The 20,538-nt window shown below is 47.4% G+C and carries 11 protein-coding genes; 7 read left to right on the forward strand and 4 right to left on the reverse strand.

Features of this window, described 5'->3' with window-relative positions; genetic code table 11:
- Positions 1 to 56: 56 nt before the first annotated feature.
- Positions 57 to 4,934: an NAD-glutamate dehydrogenase gene (locus tag MN210_RS05930; protein WP_338412741.1), complete on the forward strand. Its 4,878-nt coding sequence runs from the start codon at positions 57 to 59 to the stop codon at positions 4,932 to 4,934.
- 152 nt (positions 4,935 to 5,086) lie between these two features.
- On the opposite strand, the gene MN210_RS05935 is transcribed toward MN210_RS05930, so the two are convergent.
- A complete protein-coding gene (locus MN210_RS05935) occupies positions 5,087 to 9,127 on the reverse strand; it encodes an AAA family ATPase (RefSeq protein ID WP_338412742.1) in 4,041 nt (1,346 codons plus the stop codon).
- A 123-nt stretch (positions 9,128 to 9,250) separates the two neighbouring features.
- Positions 9,251 to 10,876 (reverse strand): exonuclease SbcCD subunit D C-terminal domain-containing protein, encoded by a 1,626-nt coding sequence (locus MN210_RS05940; RefSeq protein ID WP_338412743.1) that lies wholly within the window; start codon positions 10,874 to 10,876, stop codon positions 9,251 to 9,253.
- Between the two features lie 213 nt (positions 10,877 to 11,089).
- Here MN210_RS05940 and MN210_RS05945 point away from each other — a divergent pair, with 213 nt between their 5' ends.
- From MN210_RS05945 to MN210_RS05970, 6 genes are all read left to right on the forward strand, one after another.
- Positions 11,090 to 12,292: a methyltransferase gene (locus MN210_RS05945; RefSeq protein ID WP_338412744.1), complete on the forward strand. Its 1,203-nt coding sequence runs from the start codon at positions 11,090 to 11,092 to the stop codon at positions 12,290 to 12,292.
- Positions 12,293 to 12,528: 236 nt separating this feature from the next.
- Positions 12,529 to 13,293: an ABC transporter ATP-binding protein gene (locus MN210_RS05950; RefSeq protein ID WP_201544609.1), complete on the forward strand. Its 765-nt coding sequence runs from the start codon at positions 12,529 to 12,531 to the stop codon at positions 13,291 to 13,293.
- Position 13,294: 1 nt separating this feature from the next.
- Positions 13,295 to 14,413: an ABC transporter substrate-binding protein gene (locus MN210_RS05955; protein ID WP_338412745.1), complete on the forward strand. Its 1,119-nt coding sequence runs from the start codon at positions 13,295 to 13,297 to the stop codon at positions 14,411 to 14,413.
- Positions 14,400 to 16,508 carry a Fe(3+)-hydroxamate ABC transporter permease FhuB gene (gene fhuB / locus MN210_RS05960; protein WP_338412746.1) on the forward strand — a complete coding sequence of 703 codons (2,109 nt, stop codon included), beginning with the start codon at positions 14,400 to 14,402 and terminating at the stop codon, positions 16,506 to 16,508. The genes MN210_RS05955 and fhuB overlap by 14 nt, the downstream gene beginning before the upstream one ends.
- A gap of 20 nt (positions 16,509 to 16,528) precedes the next feature.
- Positions 16,529 to 16,798 carry a hypothetical protein gene (locus MN210_RS05965; protein ID WP_338412747.1) on the forward strand — a complete coding sequence of 90 codons (270 nt, stop codon included), beginning with the start codon at positions 16,529 to 16,531 and terminating at the stop codon, positions 16,796 to 16,798.
- A 4-nt stretch (positions 16,799 to 16,802) separates the two neighbouring features.
- Positions 16,803 to 17,909 (forward strand): RNA-guided endonuclease InsQ/TnpB family protein, encoded by a 1,107-nt coding sequence (locus tag MN210_RS05970; protein WP_338412748.1) that lies wholly within the window; start codon positions 16,803 to 16,805, stop codon positions 17,907 to 17,909.
- Between the two features lie 318 nt (positions 17,910 to 18,227).
- Here MN210_RS05970 and cysG read toward each other — a convergent pair whose 3' ends face one another.
- Both cysG and MN210_RS05980 read right to left on the reverse strand, forming a co-directional pair.
- A complete protein-coding gene (cysG, locus tag MN210_RS05975) occupies positions 18,228 to 19,691 on the reverse strand; it encodes a siroheme synthase CysG (protein ID WP_338412749.1) in 1,464 nt (487 codons plus the stop codon).
- A gap of 216 nt (positions 19,692 to 19,907) precedes the next feature.
- Positions 19,908 to 20,537, reverse strand: a complete 630-nt coding sequence (locus MN210_RS05980; RefSeq protein WP_011960367.1) for a phosphoadenosine phosphosulfate reductase domain-containing protein — start codon at positions 20,535 to 20,537, stop codon at positions 19,908 to 19,910.
- Position 20,538: the final 1 nt, after the last annotated feature.

The raw sequence follows: 20,538 nt of genomic DNA on the forward strand, positions 1-20,538 counted from the left end.
AGTTTTAAATTTCGATAATAAACCAATAATTAAATAAGCTCTCAAAGGGATTTATAATGAAAAACACGCTTGCTTTAAGCGCTGAACGTCTTGAAAACATAAGTAATATTGCCACAAGCTATGTCAATAAAGATAAGGCTTTGGTAGACAACTTCATTTCGGTCTATTACCGCAGCTTAGCGGCGCGTACCGCTGATAAAGAGTCAGATGCTGACTTAGCCGGTATGGCGCTGCATCACTTTGTGCTATTAAAGTCTTATAAAAACAATCAGCCCGCCCTACGCCTATTCAATCCAAGTATCGAAGAGCAACATTTTCATAGCGGTCATACCGTGTTGCAATTGGTCGCGTATAACCGCCCATTTTTGGTCGATACCTTGACCATGTGTATTGAGGCACAAGGTCTAGATGTACACCGCATCCACAACACCATTATTGATGCCAAACGCAATGAGGCAGACGAGATTATTGCAGTAGAGGGTGTGCAAGACAGTGATACCCGCTACTTGTCATTGATTCATTGCGAAATCGAGCGTACAGACAGCAAGACCATGCAGTTATTAAGTGAGCGCATCTTAAACAAAATCGCCACTTTAGATACGGTGGTTGGCGATTGGCAGGCCATGCGCAATAAGCTTAGCGAAATTAAGCAAGAGCTTGATAATACGCCTGTGCCTGAGGTGTATAGCAGCGCAGATGAAATTAAAGCTTTTTTGCAGTGGATTGCTGATGATAATTTTATCTTCTTAGGCTTTAGAGAGTATCGCTTAGAGGGCAATGCCGACAGCCTTGAGCTAGCCAATGACGCCGACTTAGATGCGGAGCATTTAGACGCAGGCAAGACCATTAACCTTATTTCTGTAGGCAACAGTGGTCTGGGCTTATTAAACGGGGTTTCTGAAGACACACCGTCCAGAAGTTTTGCGCAGCTACCAGACAGTCTAAAAGTGCTAATGACCATGCCGCGCGTGGTGTTACTGTCAAAATCAAGTCAATTGTCACCCATTCATCGTCCCGTATATATGGACTTTTTGGGCATTCATAAATATGATGCGCAAGGTCGCCTAATTGGCGAGTATCGCTTTATTGGCTTATTGACCTCTCAGGCATATCAGCTAAGCGTGCAGCAAATTCCGTTACTGCGCGAAAAAGCCAATAAAATTATGGAGCAAGCCGACTTTCCAAAAAATGGCTACAACTATCATAAATACATGCACATCATCAACAGCTTGCCACGCGATGACTTGTTCCAAGCCAATATTGATGAGCTGTATCCCATCGTCTCTGGTATTGCTCAGCTAAAAGACAAAAAGCGTCTGCGCTTATTTACCCGTGTCGATCACTATCAGCGCTTCGTGTCGTGCCTGGTCTATATCCCTCGTGATAAGTTTAATACCAGCTTACGTCTTAAGATGCAGCAGGCGTTAGTAGATGCCTTTAATGGCATTTCCTCTGGCTTTACCACTGAGTTCGATGAGTCATATCATGCCCGCGTCCATGTGCATGTGCGTACCGAGCCTGGTCAAATCAATACGGTCGATTTACAGCAGCTAGAAGATGAGCTCAACGGCCTGATGGAGGACTGGAGCGATCAGTATCAGCAAGTTATGGTGGCCGCTTTGGGTGAGCAAAAAGCCAATAGCCTATTAAAGCGCTATTTAAATACCATTCCTGCCGCTTACAAAGAGCGCTTTGATGTCCGTACCGGCGTGACTGATACCAAGCGTCTGGCGAGCCTAAGCGACAGCAATCCTATGATATGGAAGCTGTATCAATCTACTGGTGATGAAAGCAATCAGCTGCATCTGAAGCTCTATGGCTTAAATCAGCCCACCATTTTATCCAACATCTTACCGATTTTAGAGAACTTTGGGGTGCTGGTGGTCTCAGCACAGACCTACGAGTTTGATTTGCCTGAGCAGTCAATGTGGCTGCAAGAGTACGAGCTGACCATACGTAATGCTAAGACCATTGATTTGGCAGTGGTGCGTGAGCAGTTCGAGGACAGCCTAGCGCAAATTTGGGCGGGCCGTGTTGAGAGTGACTCACTAAATGAGCTGGTGTTGGCCACCCGCTTGGGTACATTTGAAGTCGTGGTACTGCGGGCATTAATGCGCTATATCCTACAAGCCAAAGCGCCATTCTCAAGTCAGTATATTCAGCAAACCTTAGTAAAAAATGGCGATATCGCAGTGATGATTGCCGACTTGTTCGATGCGCGTATGAATCCGGACTATAGCGAGGAAGTACGAGTCAGTAAAACTCAAGCGTGCCAAGAGCAGCTAAAAGCGGCGCTGGCTAAAGTAGATAGCCTAGATGAAGATAGAATTTTGCGTTGGTACTTGGACTTAATCAATGCCATGCTACGCACCAACTTCTATCAGCGTGATAGCGAGGGTAACCGTAAAGACCGCTTGTCCTTTAAATTTGCGGCCAGTGATATCCCCAATCTGCCTAAGCCCAAACCGATGTTTGAGATCTTTGTGTATTCCCCACGTGTGGAAGCCATTCACTTACGCGGCGGAAAAGTGGCGCGTGGTGGTCTTCGCTGGTCAGACCGTATGGAGGATTTCCGTACCGAAGTGTTAGGCTTGGTTAAAGCACAAATGGTCAAGAACGCAGTGATTGTGCCAGTAGGCTCAAAAGGCGGCTTTATCGTGAAGCAAAAAAGCCCCGCTGATGGCCGAGAAGCGTTCCAAAAAGAAGGTATTGAGTGTTATCAGACCTTCTTACGCGGTATGCTGGATGTGACTGACAACTTAGTCGATGGCAATGTGGTGCATCCGGACAATACAGTGCGTCACGATGAGGATGACCCATATCTGGTTGTGGCAGCTGATAAAGGTACCGCCAGCTTCTCAGACATCGCCAATGGCGTGGCTGCTGAATATGGGTTTTGGCTCGATGATGCCTTCGCCTCAGGTGGCTCAGTCGGTTATGATCACAAGGCCATGGGGATTACTGCTCGCGGCGCTTGGGAATCGGTCAAACGTCACTTTAGAATGTTGGGTCTAGACATCCAAAACAAAGACGACTTCACCGTCGTGGGTATTGGTGATATGAGCGGCGACGTGTTCGGTAATGGCATGCTGCTGTCTAAGCATATCAAGCTGCAAGCTGCCTTTAACCATCTGCATATCTTTATCGATCCTAATCCAGATACGGAGGCATCTTACGCCGAACGCGAGCGCTTATTTAATCTACCGCGCTCAACGTGGGATGATTATGAAAAATCGCTTATTAGCCAAGGCGGCGGCGTGTTCTCACGCTCAGATAAATCGATTGTCATAACTGATGAAATGAAAGCGGCCTTTGATATCTCTGAGGACAGCTTAACCCCCAATGAGTTGATTGGTCGCTTATTAAAAGCGCCGGTGGACTTAATCTGGAACGGCGGTATCGGTACGTACGTCAAGAGCCGCGAGGAGAGCCATGCTGATGTGGGTGACCGAGCTAATGACGCGGTTCGCGTTAATGGTGAGGATATCCGTGCCAAAGTCTTTGGTGAAGGGGGTAACTTAGGCTGCACCCAACAAGGCCGTATTGAGTATGCCTTATATGGTGGCCCACAACATGAAGGCGGTCATTTATATACCGATGCCATTGATAACTCAGCCGGTGTTAACTGCTCAGATCATGAGGTCAATATCAAAATCTTATTGGGCAAAGTGGTTGAGCAAGGTGATATGACCACCAAGCAGCGCAATGACTTATTAAAGAGCATGACCGATGAAGTGGCTCAGTTGGTACTGCGTCAAAACTATCTGCAGCCGCAAGCCTTAGAGCTCAGTCATTTAGATGGGGCAGATAACCTAACCGATCATAAGCGTATTATTGATTATCTAGAAGCACAGGGCCGTTTAGATAGAGCCATTGAATTCTTACCAAGTGATGAGGTGATTGAGCAGCGCATGAAGTCAGGCGTTGGTATGACCCGCCCTGAGCTTGCTGTGATATTGGCCTATGGCAAAATGTGGGTGTATGAGCAGCTATTAGAGTCAGATCTTCCTGATGACCCTTATTTCGTGAATGAGCTGCGTAAATACTTCCCAGATGAGCTGGCAAGCCGTTTCTTTGATGAGATGACCCGTCACCGTTTGCATCGCGAGATCATCAGTACGTATCTGACCAACAGTGTGGTAAACCGCTTGGGTATTGAGGCCATCTTCCGCTTGTTTGAAGAGACCAATCAAAGCGTAGCGACCCTAATCCGCGCTTATGCCATTGCCCGTGATATCTTTGCAGTCACTGACAGCTGGCAGACGCTTGAGGCCTTGGATAACCAAGTGGACGCCGTAACCTTGCTGCAGTTAGAGGTCAGAGTGCGCTCGGTGTTAGAGCAGGGTATTGTGTGGCTGGTTAATGCTTTTGGCAATGATTTGCAAGTCGCACCAACCATTGAGCGCTTCAAAAATGGGGTGTCTGAATTAACTCAGTCACAAGGCATTATTGCCCATCAGTTCGAAACACATCTAGAAGAAGATGTGTCTGAGTTGACCGACTTAGGACTCAATCAAGATCAGGCTCAAAGCTTTGCCATCTTACCCTATGCTATTGATGCCTTAGACACAGCGCTACTGGCTGAGCAGTATCAGCGCCCGGTGGATGAGATTGCACAGCTGTACTTTGAGGTTTATCAAAACCTGCATATCGACTGGCTAATGCTACAAGTTGAGCATCTACCACAGCAAGACCACTGGGACAGACGTGCGCGCTATGCACTGCTTAATGAGCTGACCCGTAGTCTGCGTCAGATGATGAACAAACTGTTGTCTCAGGACAATGCAGCGGCCACTCTTGAGCAGTGGCAACAGTCTCACAGACAAGCCATTGAAGATATGGCGGGTCAAATGTCTAAGCTGAACGGTACTGAGGTGGGCTTATCAGCGCTCTCGGTTATGATTAGCGAGATTAACAAGTTGATTTCTGAGTAAGTAGCGAGCGCTTGATAATGAGCGTTATGTGCCTCTAACAAAAAGACCTCTTTATCAATAAAGAGGTCTTTTTATTTGCCTGTATTCTGCCTTTAGTATGATGATGACTGAGCTTAGCGCTTATAACCAGACATGTTAGAGAATAGAGGGCATTAATCCTTAACCGCCGAACAGCCAGGCCCGCTAAGTTTACTATATCCGCCTGAGAGTTTATCCACTCTAATTTGGGTGTGAATTCTATCTTTAAGCGCTTGCACATGTGAGATAATCCCAATCAGCTTGCCTTCTTGCTGCAAGTTGGTCAGCGTATTGAGCGCCACATCCAGCGAGTCCTCATCAAGTGTACCAAAGCCTTCATCCAAGAACAGCGAGTCGACCCGAATGTTTTGGCTGGCCATACTCGATAACCCCAGTGCCAAAGCCAAACTGATTAAAAAGCCTTCGCCGCCCGATAAGTTTTTGGTACTGCGTATCAATCCGCCTTGATAGTCATCAATAACGTTAAGCTCAAGTGGACTGTTCTCGTCACGTACCAGTATGTATCGGTCACTCATTTTGCGCAGCTGAGTATTGGCGTTGCTGACCATAATCTCAAAGGTGAGCCCTTGAGCGAAGGTGCGGTATTTTTTACCATCGGCAGAGCCAATTAAGCCATAGAGCTCTTGCCAGACTTTCAGCTTTTGTTTTTGCTCAGCTATCTTCTCAAGTTGGGAGCGCTGATCTGTTTTTCGCGCCTCATTGGTTTGTAGCTGCTGATTGATGCCGCCCACCTGTTCGATAAGCTCATCGACTAAGTCTTGTTGCTGTTGCCGCTGAGCCTGCAGATTTTCTTTGGTGTCGGTGGTTTGCGGATTAGCCGTTTTATGCTGTAGCTGATGTTCAACCGTTTTTAAAGCATTTTGGGCATAATTTAGGGCATTAACAATCTCTTGCTGTCGTTGATTGAGCGCATCACGCTGTTCTTTGGGCAGGCGAGCGGCCAAATAATCGGCCTCAGAATCAAAATCATGGGCAAGAAGCTGTGTCCTTAGCGCGTGCTCTTGCTGAGCAAGTTGACTTTGTAATTCAGACAGCTGAGCCTCAAGGCGTAGGCTTTCTGCTTGAAGCGTGCTTAATTGATGCTGCGTATGGCTGTGCTCTTTATTTATTTGGTTAAGCTGGTCTTTGGCACTATCAAGCGCGGCACGCAATCTGCTGTCTTCGCTATTGACTTGCTTATCACCAAATAAATCACGGCGGCGGCTTTGCAGCTGAGTCATCTCATGTGACAGCTGACGGATGGTGTCAGTCAATAGCGCAAGCTGGCTGTGCTCTTTGTCTGCCTGAGCCTGATTACTTTTAAGCTGTGTGTCTAATGTTTGGATCTCAGTGAAGAGCTGCTGCTTGGAGGCCAGCTTGGCTGCATAGCTGTTATTGAGCGCGCCCATCCATTGACTAAGATTGCGTAGCGGCTGTAATGAGTCATAGCACTGCTTGTCATCTAAGTGTTGCTGGTTATTCATACAGTGTCTAAGCTGAGCCAGTGACTGCTCGCAATCAGTAAGGGTCTGTGAGGCATCATTAATCGCCGCACTGTCTTTATACTTATCTAGCAAACCTTGCAGCTGTTGAACGCTCTCACCAAGCTTACTAAAACCTTGATCTATAAAGGCTGTAGCTTGAGTGATACTATGCTGGTTAAGCTGCTGCTTGGTTTCAATGTCCTTGATGTGCATCATTAGCCTTTGGTTATCAGCCTCTATCGCTTTATGCCGCTTCTCGATATCTGTTATCTGCTGGGTCAGCGCATCTTGTTCCTCTAAAGACTGCTTAATCTGCTGTTTTTGATGGTGTAATCGCTGCTGTGCGTCATAAATACACGCTGTAATTTGCTTGCCCGTGGCTAGTAAAGCCTCAAGCTGCTGCTGGCTTGGCTGACTGTCAAAACCTGCTGTTAGCTGCGATAGCTTTAACAAGAGAGCCGGCTTAGGCGCCGCTGGCTGCTGGTCGTTTTGATGATTTTTTGGATCGCTGCTTTGAGGATCAGTTTCATGAAGGTGAGCGCTGCTATTTAGTAGCTGCTGTTGCAGCACAGTGGGGGCAGCACTTAATTGCTCAGATAACGTATTAGTATGGTTTAGTATCTGGCTTAGTGTTGTATTAAGTCGCTGTAGCTGGTTTGTCAGCTGAGCGTGGCTTTGTTGCTGCTTATACTCAGTGTTTTTATAAGCCAGCTTGGCGTCGTCCAAATTTTGCTTGGCACGATTAATTTTAGCGACTATTTGAGACAGCTCATCTTTTAATTGATGGAGCTTGGTATGAGCCTCAGATGAATCAGATTTTTTGTTAGCAACACTAGGGTGTTCGGTAGAGCCACACAGTGGACAGGGCTGATTATGGGCTAACAGCTCGATATAATCCTCAAGCTTGGCCTCCAGCTCAATGATTTTTTGTTGTTGTTCTACTTGAGATTGTTTGTCCTGCTGATGACGGTTTAGCATCTCAAGATCTTGCTCAGCCTGTTCAATGGCGCTTTGTAGGTCAGCCATATCTGAGTCAAACTGAGTGGTGACTGCCTTTTCAGCGCTGATTTGAGTAGCCAATTCAGCTTTATTATCAAGGTGCTGCTGTAGTATGGACAGCTGCGTACTCAAGGCATCACTGTGCTCTTGCTGCTGACGAAGTGCCGCCAAAGGCTGACCCTGTAACAGTGCTTGCTGCGCGTGATATAACTCAGTTAACTTGGCTTGTTTTGTCTCATAAAGGGCCTGGTTCGTGGCCTGTTCTTGCTTTAGGGCGTTTAATTGATGGGTCAGATCCTTATTTTCTTGCTCTTTTAAGTGCTGCTGCTGATACAGCTTATAGTTATTTTCAAGCTCAGCTTTGAGAGTTAAGCCGAGGGTATTTAAGCCACTTATATCCACATTTAGCTGGCTGTGGTGCTGGTACTGCTGTAGGTAGCTGTCAACCTCAGCCAGCTGCTGCTGGGTTTGGTTTTTATCTGATATAAGGCGTGTTATTGTTGCCTTGAATTCGGCCAAGCTTTGCTGATGGGTGTGCTGTAATTGTTGCTGCTGCTTTAGGGTAAGCTGCTTTTGTTCAATTTGATTATCCAGCTGGCGCGTCTGTTCAATCACAGGGAGCGTATCATTCAAGACTTGGTTAGCTGATGCTTCACGCTTTTGTGCCTGAGTCATTTGTGTTTGCTGCTCATCAAGCTGCTGCTGTAAGACAGAGGTTTGCTGCTGTTTATTAGACAGCTCTTGATTCAGCTGATGTTTTGAGGTGCGCAGATTACGCACTTGTGTATAGTGACTTTCAATCTCTAACGCCTTATTGGCACGCTCTAGACGTTTTGCATCCTCTTCAAAGGCTGTTTTTGCTTGTATGGATACCGCCACATCGGCGTTAAGCGTCACCACTTGCTCTGTAAGCTGTTCAACCTCAGTGATCCATGTTAATTGATCCTCTAATTGGCTAACGATGGCGCGGTGATCTGTCAGTTGTTTGGTATTGGCCTCGAGCTGTTGTTTGAGTTGGGTCTCGGCCTCTACATCGAGCAACTCTAGCCCCTGAAGCTTGGCCTGCAAGGTATTAAGAAGGGCTTCTTCTTGTCGTTTTTTTTCGTGCACCCGCTCAGAGATGGTGGCATAAATATCGGTGCCGGTTATCTTCTCCAAGATGTCGGCACGCTCGTCGGCTTTGGCGCTTAAAAATGCCGCAAAGCTGCCCTGAGCCAATAAGATGGAGCGGGTGAATTGCTGAAAGTCCATACAGGTAAGTTCAACAATTCGCTTTTTGGTCAGCGATGATTTTTCTTCAAGAACCGTACCGGCTTTTTGTCCCTCATGATCGCTGGCAAGGGACAGCTCATGGGTGGCGTCTTGCAAGTTACCGTCAGGCTTACCATGGGCACGGCGCTGATACCAATGACAGCGGTAATGTGTGCCATTTATATCAATCACCACTTCGGCCAGACACTCCCCAGTTTGGCGAGTCATCACCTCATTGGTCGATTTACTAATGTTACTGATCCGCGGTGTTTCTCCATATAGCGCTAAGCAAATGGCATCCAAAATGGTGGTCTTGCCTGCGCCTGTGTGCCCAATAATGGCAAAAATACCTTCGTTGATATAGGCTTCATCGCTAAAGTCGATGCGCCATTCGCCCTTTAGAGAGTTTAGGTTTTTGAGTCGTAATTCAATCAGTCGCATAGGATAACAAGCCGTTTAAATAAATAACGTTGAAATAATTAAAACATAGTAAATAGCAGCACAAGGGCAATAGTAATAGCAACATGAGCATAAGCATAAGCAGCACGTGCACCAGCAATAGATCTACTCGGCCATTGAGTCATCATGATGGATTTGATACACGATTTGTGCATAGGCCTCGCGCAAGCTAGGACGCTGAGATTCTGCCACTTTATTCGCCACTAAGCAGCGCTCAAAGACCTGCATTTCATCCAAGTCTTGCAGCGTCTCATGCGTGCTCTGTGCTTTGAGCACCTTGTTACGAACCTGATGGTTCTTGATTTTTAATACCTCAAAAGGTGTGCCAGCCACGGCAGCATGGATCTGCTCGCGCAAATCGCTGACGATTTCATCGCCGGTATAAGCCACCTCTATCCAAATGGGCTTGGTGTGTGGGAGTTGTTGCAGGCTTTGTAGAATATGATTGATATCACCTGAAATGGGCAAGAGCTGCTGAAAGCAAGGCACAGTAACCGCGATAATTTGCATGGTATTATCGGCGGTGATGTGCAAGGTTTTGGTCGCCAGTGCCTCATCTGGCTTATGCTGCTTGTCTAATTGGCTTATAGAGTCTGCTGTTGAATCTGCATGGGTCTGCAGCTGAGATGGCTGATTTGATGTCGGCTCAAGCCAATCGTCAAATAAATCTCCACAAAACAAATCCGCTTGAGATAAATTGGCAGCTGCGCCTGCTGCCGGTGTCGTTAAGGTATGGCTGGGCTTAGCAGATATTTGAGATGCCGTAGGTATTTGAGATGCCGTAGAAGCCTCCTCAATACGCTCTTGAACGCGCTCTTGAATGCGCTCTTGAATGCGCTCTTTAAGGCTATCAGAGGCTAAATTTTGGCCAAATTGTACCAACAATACCTGTTTGGTCTGATTGGCCTCTCCAAAGCCCATCGCAATAGGGGAGCCACTATAACGAATGTGCTCACGGCCGCCCACCTTTTGCGGCACATGCAGGTGCCCAAGTGCCACATAATCAAAGCACTCATCAAACATATCGGCTGAAATCTTACCCAGACTGCCGACATACAGCTCACGTACCCCATCATCAGCTGTGGTCGCACCCCCTGCGGCAAACAAATGACCAGTGGCAATAAGAGGGATATGGCGCTGCTGCTGAGCGATCAGCTTGGCCTGTTTGGCTTTGGCAACCTGCGCCACCTTCGCATAGTGCTCATGGATACCAGCCAACAGATTGGCATCTTTATCTGCGCCTGACTCGCCTGCTTGAGCACTACGCACATCACGGTCACGAAGATAAGGCACCGCCGCAATGATGCATTGCGCTTGATCCTGGCTGTCTGTGAGCACCAATACTTCATCGGCCACATCTTCGCAAGCGGTGCCAATCACATGCACGTTTAACGCTTTGAGCACATTGGCTGGCGCGTCCAAGAAGGTAGGGGAGTCATGATTGCCAGCCACCACCACCACGTGATCGCAGTGCGACTTAGAGACCACACCCAAGAATTCATAGTACAGCGCTTGAGCCTTATTACTGGGCGTCATGGTGTCAAATACATCACCAGCGACGATCAGCACATCGACCTCATATTGCTGCAAGGTCTGAGTCAGCCATGCCAAAAAAGCCTCAAATTCATGGTAGCGCAATTGGCCATACAAACGGCGTCCCAGATGCCAGTCTGAGGTATGTAAAATAGTGAGTGGTTTTGGAGGATGGGATAACGAAGTAGAGTTTGACATAAAGGATAGCAGAGCAGGTTAAATAGTTAAGAGGGCGACTTGTCGTTAAATTGTCGTTAAAAGAGCGACTTAATCAATAGCAAAGAGGATAAATTATCATAGCACAAATACCGCAAAAGCTGAGCAGGATAACCAGGCTGTCGCGAAGTTTATTATTGTTTAGTGTATGATAGTGGTTTTTTTAGTATTGATAAATGAAAGAAGGTAAATTTCGTGTTAGTAGCAACAAGACAGTATGTTCAATGGCAAGAAAATGGCAGTCTACACCGTGCACAATGGCTCTCACAGAGCAATCATGGTCCGCCTGCCCGCATCGTTATCATCGATGACACCACCACGGCAGATACCGCCTACCGCTTAGCCAATGCCGGCACTTCTATGCTGTGGCGAGGCGACTTTCATAATGCCAAGCAATTAATTCAAGCCCTGCAGCGCCGTATTGATCGTGCTGAGCTGCGCAAGGCTGAAAAAACCGCAAAAAAAGCCGCTCAAGCAGTGACTGATTCAATGAGGGGTGACTCAAAGCCGGTGAGCGCGTCACAACACCTGCCGAATCTATTTCATAAAAACCGTTTGGCGCAAACTCAGCGCTCTCGAATATTAAGCCGCCTACTATTACATTTCGATGCCAATTATCAACTCAATCTAGGCCGCGCCCCTGAAGTCAGGGAGGCTTGTACAGCTGCCTTTGGTAAGATGGATGAGGCATGCGTGTTGTCCTTTCGTGACTTGCAGGGCGCATTAGGTGCCGCGCAGTGGCGCAAAAAAGGCGTCCCCGTTGAGGCTCTAGGCGTATCAATTCACCCTCATTACGGTGTGTTCGCACCAACCCGCCAAGAATATGTGCAGCTGCTACTTGATGCACCCTTGCCAAAGCCTTGCGATATCGCCTATGACATTGGTACCGGTACGGGTCTATTATCCATTGTTCTGGCGCAGCGTGGTGTGAAAGAAGTGATTGCCACTGATTTAAATCCCCGTGCATTAGACTGTGCCGATGATAACTTTGAACGCCTGCAAATTGAACAGGTACAGCTGCAGCAAATAGATCTGTATCCCAAGCAAGCGCCGCTGGCTAATTTGATTGTCTGTAACCCGCCTTGGCTGCCCGCCAAACCCAGCTCACCGTTAGAGTATGCAGTATATGATGCCAATAGTGCGATGTTGCGTGGTTTTTTTATGGGCGCAAAGTCGCATCTGGCCGACAAGGGTGAAGTCTGGTTGATATTGTCAGATTTAGCCGAACATTTACAGCTACGTAGCCGTGAGGAGTTACTTGGCTGGATAGAGGAGGCCGGCTTAAAGGTCAAATATCGCTTAGATACTGAGCCAACCCATGGCAAAAGCCAAGATAAAAGCGATCCATTATTTGAAGCGCGCCGTGCTGAGGTGACTTCGCTGTGGTGTTTGTATTAGGTGAACGCAGTGGACTTGTGACGGCAAAACCTTAGGCGTATTCAGCTTAGGGGCCTATTGATGGCTATTAGTAATATGCGCCTAAGCTTGCCATACCAAGCCTGTACTGTAAGCATCCGCTAGATTTTTTAAGTGAATGATAATTGTTTTTATTATCGTTCGTAAGTATAATTTGACTCTAAATTCAAAGCATATTCAATTGCTTATTAATTTTTCACCTAATCTACGGCGATTCTATGTTACAAGCCCAGCACCTTTCTATTAGCCGTCAAAACACCCTATTATTACAAGACATAAACTGTCAGATTGCGACCAATCAATTGGTTGCTCTGGTTGGCCACAATGGCTCCGGAAAATCCACTTTAATAAAAACCTTGGCAGGCGAGATGTTACCAAGCTCAGGGTCGCTTGTGCTTGAAGATAAACCGCTTAGTGATTATGGCAGTAAAGATTTGGCCAAAAAACTGGCCTATTTGCCGCAGCAGTTACCCGATGCCGCCTCTTTTAGCGTCAGTGAGCTTGTGATGCTCGGCCGCTATCCGCATCAAAAATGGCTACAAAAACCCAGTCAAATAGACCGTGATAAAGTCACTGAGGCAATGCATTTGACTCAAGTGGCACCTTTTGCTGATCGCATTGTGTCTACCTTGTCGGGCGGTGAGCGAGCACGGGTTTGGCTGGCGATGTGCTTGGCTCAAGATACCCAATATCTGCTACTTGATGAGCCATTGGCAGCACTAGATGTCCGCTATCAGCTAGAGGTGATGGCACTGATTAGACAGCTGGTAGATACACAGGGCTTGGGAGTGGCTATGATTGTACATGATATTAATCTTGCCGCTCAATATGCAGACCGTATTGTTGCGCTAAAAGCTGGGAAGATCTGCCATGATGATACGGTGGCTAATATCATGCAGCCAGACGTGTTAAAAGATATTTTTAATGTCGATATGCAGCTGCTAACTCATCCAGTTAATGGCCAACCTGTGGCAGTGGTGTAATATGAAAGTGAGACTGCCTCCTCTAAAAAAACCACCCATCAGCCCCACCACCTTCTCATCCAATCAGACCGCTTTAACCAGACATTGCTTGTTTAAATCTACAGCGTTTAAGCTGATACAAGTGCTTAGTGTGGCAAGCCTTGTGCTCACAGGCTGTGACAACGTCGATGGTGCGGCTGATTCCACACAAGATAAGCCTGCACTTAATGACTCATCAGCCCCCTCTCAGATAGAGGCGCTTGATCAGCCAGACAGCGCTTCGGCTAACCCTTCTAAGAAGTCCCTGAATGTGGTGTCACCTGATTGGGGTGTGTCGGCCACGCTTACTGCCATGGGGCATCCTCCCATTGCTACCGGGGATATGAGAGTGTGGGATCAATGGGTGGCTGAGCCCAAACTGCCATCCTCCGTCCATGACTTAGGCATACGCTATCTACCCAATGCGGAGCTTGCTGCACAGTTACCGGTTGATTTAATTATAGATAACTTTTTTTATGAGCACTCACGCGGGGTATATGGTGACGTGCCGGCGCAGACGGTCATGTTTGCCGCTCAAGGTAAGACGGCTAAATGGTCAGATTATACCGCGCCTACGCGTAAGCTTGGGAAGATTATAGGCAATCCTGCGCAAGCAGAGCAGTATATCAATCAAAGTCAGCAGCGCATTAATCAGGCTGGTGCAAAGCTACAACAGCGGTATTCTGCCATCAAAAAATTTGCCGTGGTGCAGTTCGTTGATGCCAATAACATGCGTATGTATGCCAATAACAGCTTGTTTAATACTGTGCTGACTAAGATGGATAAGCAGTTGGTTGCATTGGGTGAGGGCAATGAGTGGGGGTTTGTGCCCATTCAAATGGGAGACTTGACTCAGCTTGAGCCAGATGTGTGTCTATTGATTATCAAGCCCCTAAACCCTATCACCCAGCAGCAAATCCAAGACAGCTTGGTGTGGCAAAGACTGGGCTATGGCGCCGATCCAAGTACCTCAGACACCAGCCGTTGTATGACCATTTTGCCACCGGTATGGATTTATGGCGGTATGGCATCACTCACCAGTTTGGCAGACAATCTTGCCTCAGCTACCTTAGTTGGAGGCCGTGCTCATGACATCAAATAATCGTCACTCTATGCCTAATAGTAATCAGAACAAAGACAATAGCAATAGCCATCTCCCTAAACGCTCAACGCAAGCGGCTACAGACAGGCCAGTTGCAGTCTCCTCCTTGGCTTCGGCAGTAGAAGTCAAACACTGGCGGGCATGGGCCTTGATACTGATACTGTTAGCGGCTATTGCCATCAGCAGTTCGGTATTGATTGACAGGCTTTGGGAGCTGCCAGTTAGCCAGCTGTTTAAGTCAAGCTTTACACTTGATGTGGCGGATATGGCGGTGCAGTTAAAGCTGGTCGCTACCAGTGTGGTGGCCTTATTGGCTGGAGGGTTACTGGGGGTGGTCAGTGTGTTATTACAACAACTGGTCAAAAACCCTTTGGCCTCTGATACCACCTTGGCCATTGGCACTGGCGCTCAATTGGCGCTGCTTATTGCGACCTTATTTGTGCCAAGTTTAGCGATTTATGGTGGGGTATGGATTGCCTTTGTCGGGGCGCTGTTTAGTTTGGTATTGGTATTTAGCTTATCAGCGCCTAGCCGTTTTAATCCCCTAATCTTAGTGTTAGCCGGACTGGTGGTAAATATTTTACTGGCTTCATTTGCCAGCACTTTGGTGTTGTTTTTTACTGAGCATAGCGTCGGTATTTTGTCATGGGCGGCTGGGTTTTTAACGCAAAATAATTGGCATACCACGGTTAAGCTTGCCATAACGGCCATAGCACTGGCGGCGATAAGTATCCCCTTATTAAAGCCGTTAACCCTAATGAGCCTAGATGATATGCAAGCCAAACGGCTGGGCGTACCTATTAATGCCTTACGTTTAGCGGTCATTGCTATCGTAGCTATCGTATCGGCGCTGGTGGTTAGTGAGGTGGGCTTGATTGGGTTTATCGGCTTGGCGGCAGCAAGTTTGGTGAATGCCTTGGGTATTGGCTCTATCGGGCGCAGATTGGTAGCGGCCTTTGGCTTTGGCGCTTTATTGCTGTGGTTGACCAGTAATGTGGCGCTGCTATTAGAGCCGGTGATGGGGACGCCGATACCGGCGGGCTCTATCACTGGCGTGTTGGGTGCCCCGCTGATTATTTGGCTGATTTTACGTCAAAGACGCCAAGGCGTGACACCCATTACGCCGATGTTCACGCCCCAGCGTAAAGCCATCAACTGGTGGCGGTGGAGTGTGGGCGTACTGCTACTTATTGCTTTAGTTAGCGTATGGGTCAAAGACCTCTCAGGCATTGCCTTTAGTACAGATTGGGCGCTAACCCAGCAATACCGATTGCCGCGCACGCTAAGTGCTGCTGCTACCGGTGTTATGCTGGCTACCGCCGGGGTGTTGCTACAGACCTTGACTCGCAACCCCATGGCCAGCCCGGAAGTACTGGGCATTAGCTCTGGGGCTGCATTGGGGGTCATTGGCGGCTTTTTATTGTTGCCCGCTTTTGGGATAAAAGCTGGTGCCCTAAGCTTGGTTGGCTCAGGGCTGGCAGGGGCGTTTTTGGTGCTATTACTGATTATTTGGTTGGCGCGTAAAGTCACGCCAGCTTACTTACTGCTGGTCGGTATTGGGATTGCCGCTATGATGGATGGCATCATGAGCATGGTCAAGCTGTCAGGTGACCCAAGACTTGAGGCCATGCTGAGCTGGCTATCGGGCACCACGTATAGCGCCAGCCCTGAGACGGTCTGGTACCTGATGATAGCAGCAGCGGGACTGGTGGCACTTAGTATGTTATTGATTAAGCCGCTAAGAGTGCTGGGATTAGGTGAGTCGGTGGCCAAAAGCTTGGGCGTTAAGGTGAGATTTTATCAATTGGCGCTACTGATCGTGGTGGCAGCGCTGAGTACAGTCAGCACATTAGCGGTGGGTCCGCTCAGCTTTATTGGGCTGATGGTGCCGCATTTGGCCACTTCTTTAGGGGCAGTGCAGCTTGAGAAGCAGCTGCCATTAGCAGCACTTCTGGGCGCGGGGGTGATGGTCTTAGCGGACTGGATTGGCCGCTATATCATCTTCCCTTATGAGCTGCCGGCAGGCACCATAGCCGCTATCATTGGGGGACTGTACTTTATATGGCTCATTCGGCGCAGTTCGGTTCATCAGTAAGCTAAGATTAGCATTATCTGATGACACACTTATCACCGCCGCCTGGCTCGTTATCACAACAAGCCTACCATGAGGATCCAGATAGCCGCCAAGTACGCCGAGTGCTGTGGACCTTGCTATTGGGCGGCACAGTGGTCAGCTTTAGCAACAGTGCGTTAAACCCGGCCATCCCTGTTTTTATCACCGGTCGCCGTAAAACCACCCACTTCAGGGGGTGGTTTTACGGCGACACACACTGTCGTGATCAGTACTTAAAGTATTGCAAGTTAAAATTAACCTCGCCATACTAACCCTATGAAAACACTCAAGCTACGCATCAAAGACAAGCATATAAAAGAGCTGAACCAGCTAAGCGGTTTAGTAAACTTCGTGTGGAACTATGTCAATGCGCTTTGCTTTGAGCATTTAAAGTGTACCGGTAGGTTTTTTAGTGCTTATGATTTAAGTGAGTATACCAAAGGTAGCGGTGAGTATTTAGGATTACACAGTCAAACCTTACAAGCTATCAATGAAACTCACGCGAAGGCCCGAAAACAATTTAAAAAAGCCAAACTCAATTGGCGTACCAACCGTGTGGATGCCAAACGCAAATCGCTTGGTTGGATACCTTTTAAAAAGTCTGCTATCAAGTACCTAAATACCAGACAAACGGGAAAGAAAGCACTTAAATCAACCATACAGCTATCGCTCTGTAAAGGTCAAAAGCTTATCATAGACCTCTTTGATAGCTATAATCTATCTTTGTATCAAATTAACACGCTTGAGATAGTGCAAGACAGCCGTAACCGTTGGTATGCCTGTATTACCGTTAAAGACCATCCTAGACAAGTAAGTGGCAAAGGCAGCGTTGGTATTGATTTAGGCTTAAAGAAGTCTGCTACTACCTCAAATGGCGACAAGCTAACTATTAAGCAGACCCAAAAATGGGCTAAAAAGCTTGCGATTGCTCAACGTGCTAAGAATAAAAAGCGTGTCAAAGCAATCCATGCCAAAATTAAAAACTCAAGATTAGACTTAATTCACAAATTCACCACCAAGATAGTTCAAAATAATGCTTTAATTGTGGTTGGTGATGTTAAATCACGCTCATTTACCAATTCGATGACCAACCTAGCTAAATCAACATACGATGCAGGATGGTTTGAACTCAAAAGACAACTGGAATATAAATGCAAGTATGCAGGTTGTCAGTTTGAGATGGTAAATGAGAGTTACACTACCCAGACCTGTTCGCACTGCCTTAAAATAAGTGATAGTAGTCCGAAAGGTAGAGCAGGTCTTGGAATAAGAGGATGGAGGTGTGCTGAGTGTGGCACATGGCATGATAGAGATATCAATGCTGCTAAGAACATCCTTGCGGTCGGGCTTGACCGTCTAGCTGTAGCAATCCCCTCGGTTTAGCGAGGGGAGGAAGTCAAAACCTACTCAATAAAGAGCATATGAATGTGTATCACCAAGCCACCTATGGCGATATGAATCGCCTGCCTTCACAAGGCACTACCTATGGTATCAGCTATACCATTGATTATTAAGCCTATCAAGGCTTACTAAACTTTAGCAGACCCTGTGCCGGCACTCACTGCTAAGGGCCTGTAAGGGTCTGCTAATAGCCCGTCATAACCAGGCATTACCAGCCATAGCAATAAAGGCAATGACTAAGATTAGTCGTTGCCCTTATTGTTATGGTCTTTATTGTTATGGCAGAATGTTTGCCTGTTTTTAGAGCATATTTAAAGCATGCGCCTGCTGATCGGTATTTGCTATATGCTCCCCATACCAAGCAAGCTCATCATGCAGCTTAGCCACCTCACCGACGATCAGTAGCGCTGGGGTAGGCAGAGGATTGGCCTCATGCTTGGCAACGATATCTTGTAAGGTGGCGGTCATGACTTGCTGAGTGGGCATACTGGCCTGAGAGATAATCGCAATAGGCGTCTGTGGGCTACGACCGGCATCCATTAAGCCCTTGGTTAAGCGCTCAAGCGAGTGTAGCCCCATATAAAATATGACGGTCTCATTCGGATTGGTTAAGGCAGCAAAGCCGGTATTGGGCTCGCCAGACTTTAAAAATCCGGTAACAAACCTTACCGACTGTGCATAATCACGGTGAGTCAACGGGATACCGGTATAGCAAGAGGCGGCGCCCGCAGCAGTAATGCCAGGTACCACTTGATACGCAATACCTGCTGCCCGTAGCGCTTGTATCTCTTCACCGCCTCGACCGAATACGAAGGGATCACCGCCTTTAAGACGCACCACACGTTTGCCTGAGCTGGCCGCATCAATCATGAGCTGATTAATACCTTGCTGTGCCACAGCATGATTGCTGCGTTTTTTGCCGACGAATACTTTGTCTGCATCACGTCGACACAGATCAAGCACCTCGCGTGATACCAGCGCATCATAGTAGACAATATCGGCCTGCTGCATCAGTCTTAGCGCTTTGAAGGTAAGTAGCTCCGGATCACCAGGGCCAGCACCAACGATATATACCTCTCCCACAGACTTAGGGTCAGCTTGCTTGACATCACTATTGCTGCTTAACTGCTGATGGGTCTGCTCAAGTTGCTGTTTTAGTGCCTGCTCGGCCTCCACGCTACGCCCAGCAAACATCAGCTCACTCACTTTGCCCTCAAAGGCCTTCTCCCAAAACTGACGGCGGCCGGTCAGCGTGGGTATCTTTGATTTAACCTCATCACGCATGTCGCCTGCCAGCTTAGCCAATTTGCCATAGCCTTGAGGAATTAAGGTCTCCAAGCGGGCACGAGTCAGGCGGGCAAGCACAGGTGCTTTGCCATTGGAGGAGATGCCAATAACGATGGGGTTTCGATCAACGATGGCCGGAAATATAAAGTCGCATAAGGGCGGCGTATCCACCACATTCACGGGGATATTTAACGCTTTACAGTCGGCATGGACTTGATGGTTTAACGCCTCATCATCTGTGCCGGCGATGACAATACGCTTGCCGTCGATGTATTTTTTATCATAGTGCGCTGTGATAAGCGTGTGTCTTTCATCGCTTAAAAGCTGATGTATCTCTTGGCTAATCTGTGGGGCTAATATGGTGATACACGCACCTGCACGCGATAGCAGGTCGGCTTTACGCTGGGCGACTTCGCCACCTCCCACGATGAGCACAGGTTGATTGGTTAATTTAAAAAATAGGGGAAAGGTGTTCATAATCGGTAGGCTATTTATTATAAGATATGCCCATTATGGCGTATTCGATGACAACAAGCATGGAAGTATTCGATATTACTTAATGCATAATTGTCATAAGGCTATGTTAATTAACCGATTTTCAGAATTAATGATACAAAAAGACACCGCCTAATGAGCCATTAAGCGGTGTCTGTGTCTCTAACTGGCCTTAATGCTTACTGGCCATCTAGAGGATTACAGCTGAGTGTGTAGACCACACTCACGGTTTTCTTCAACTTTGGTCGGATCAAAATAATCAAACTCATTGGGCAGGTCATGCTCTGCTAAGTAAGCGTCTAAGTCTTTATCGTTTTTGTAGAACAAAGGCGCGACTTTTAATACGCCGTCTTTTGACTGGCTAAGCACATCAAGACCTTGACGGAATTCAGTTTGGTCTTTGCGGATGGCATTGAACCACACATCAGGCTTTAACTCAGCTAAAGCACGCTTAAATGGCTCAAGCTTTACCTGCTCAGTGAATTCGTCATGTAGCGGGTTATTTACGCTTGGAATACCGTTCATGGTGGCGTCACGATGGGCGCTGGTTTGCTTAGGAATATAAGTCACTACGTTTAGGTTTAGATCTTTAATCAGCTTATTAGCGAAGTCATAAGTGGCACGTGTGTTGTAGCCTGAGTCTACCCAAAGTACAGTGATATCCGGCTTTTGCTTGGCCACTAAATGTAAGATGGCTGACTCATAAGGGCGGAAGTTGGTGGTGATGATTGGGTTTTCGGCTTTGGCAAGCGCCCACTCAACGATTTGCTCAGGGGTTTTGCCTTGAAGCTCTTGGTTGGCTTGGTCGATATTGATTTCGATGGTCATA

The sequence above is a fragment of the Psychrobacter raelei genome, assembly GCF_022631235.3.
Classification (GTDB): Bacteria; Pseudomonadota; Gammaproteobacteria; order Pseudomonadales; family Moraxellaceae; genus Psychrobacter; species Psychrobacter raelei.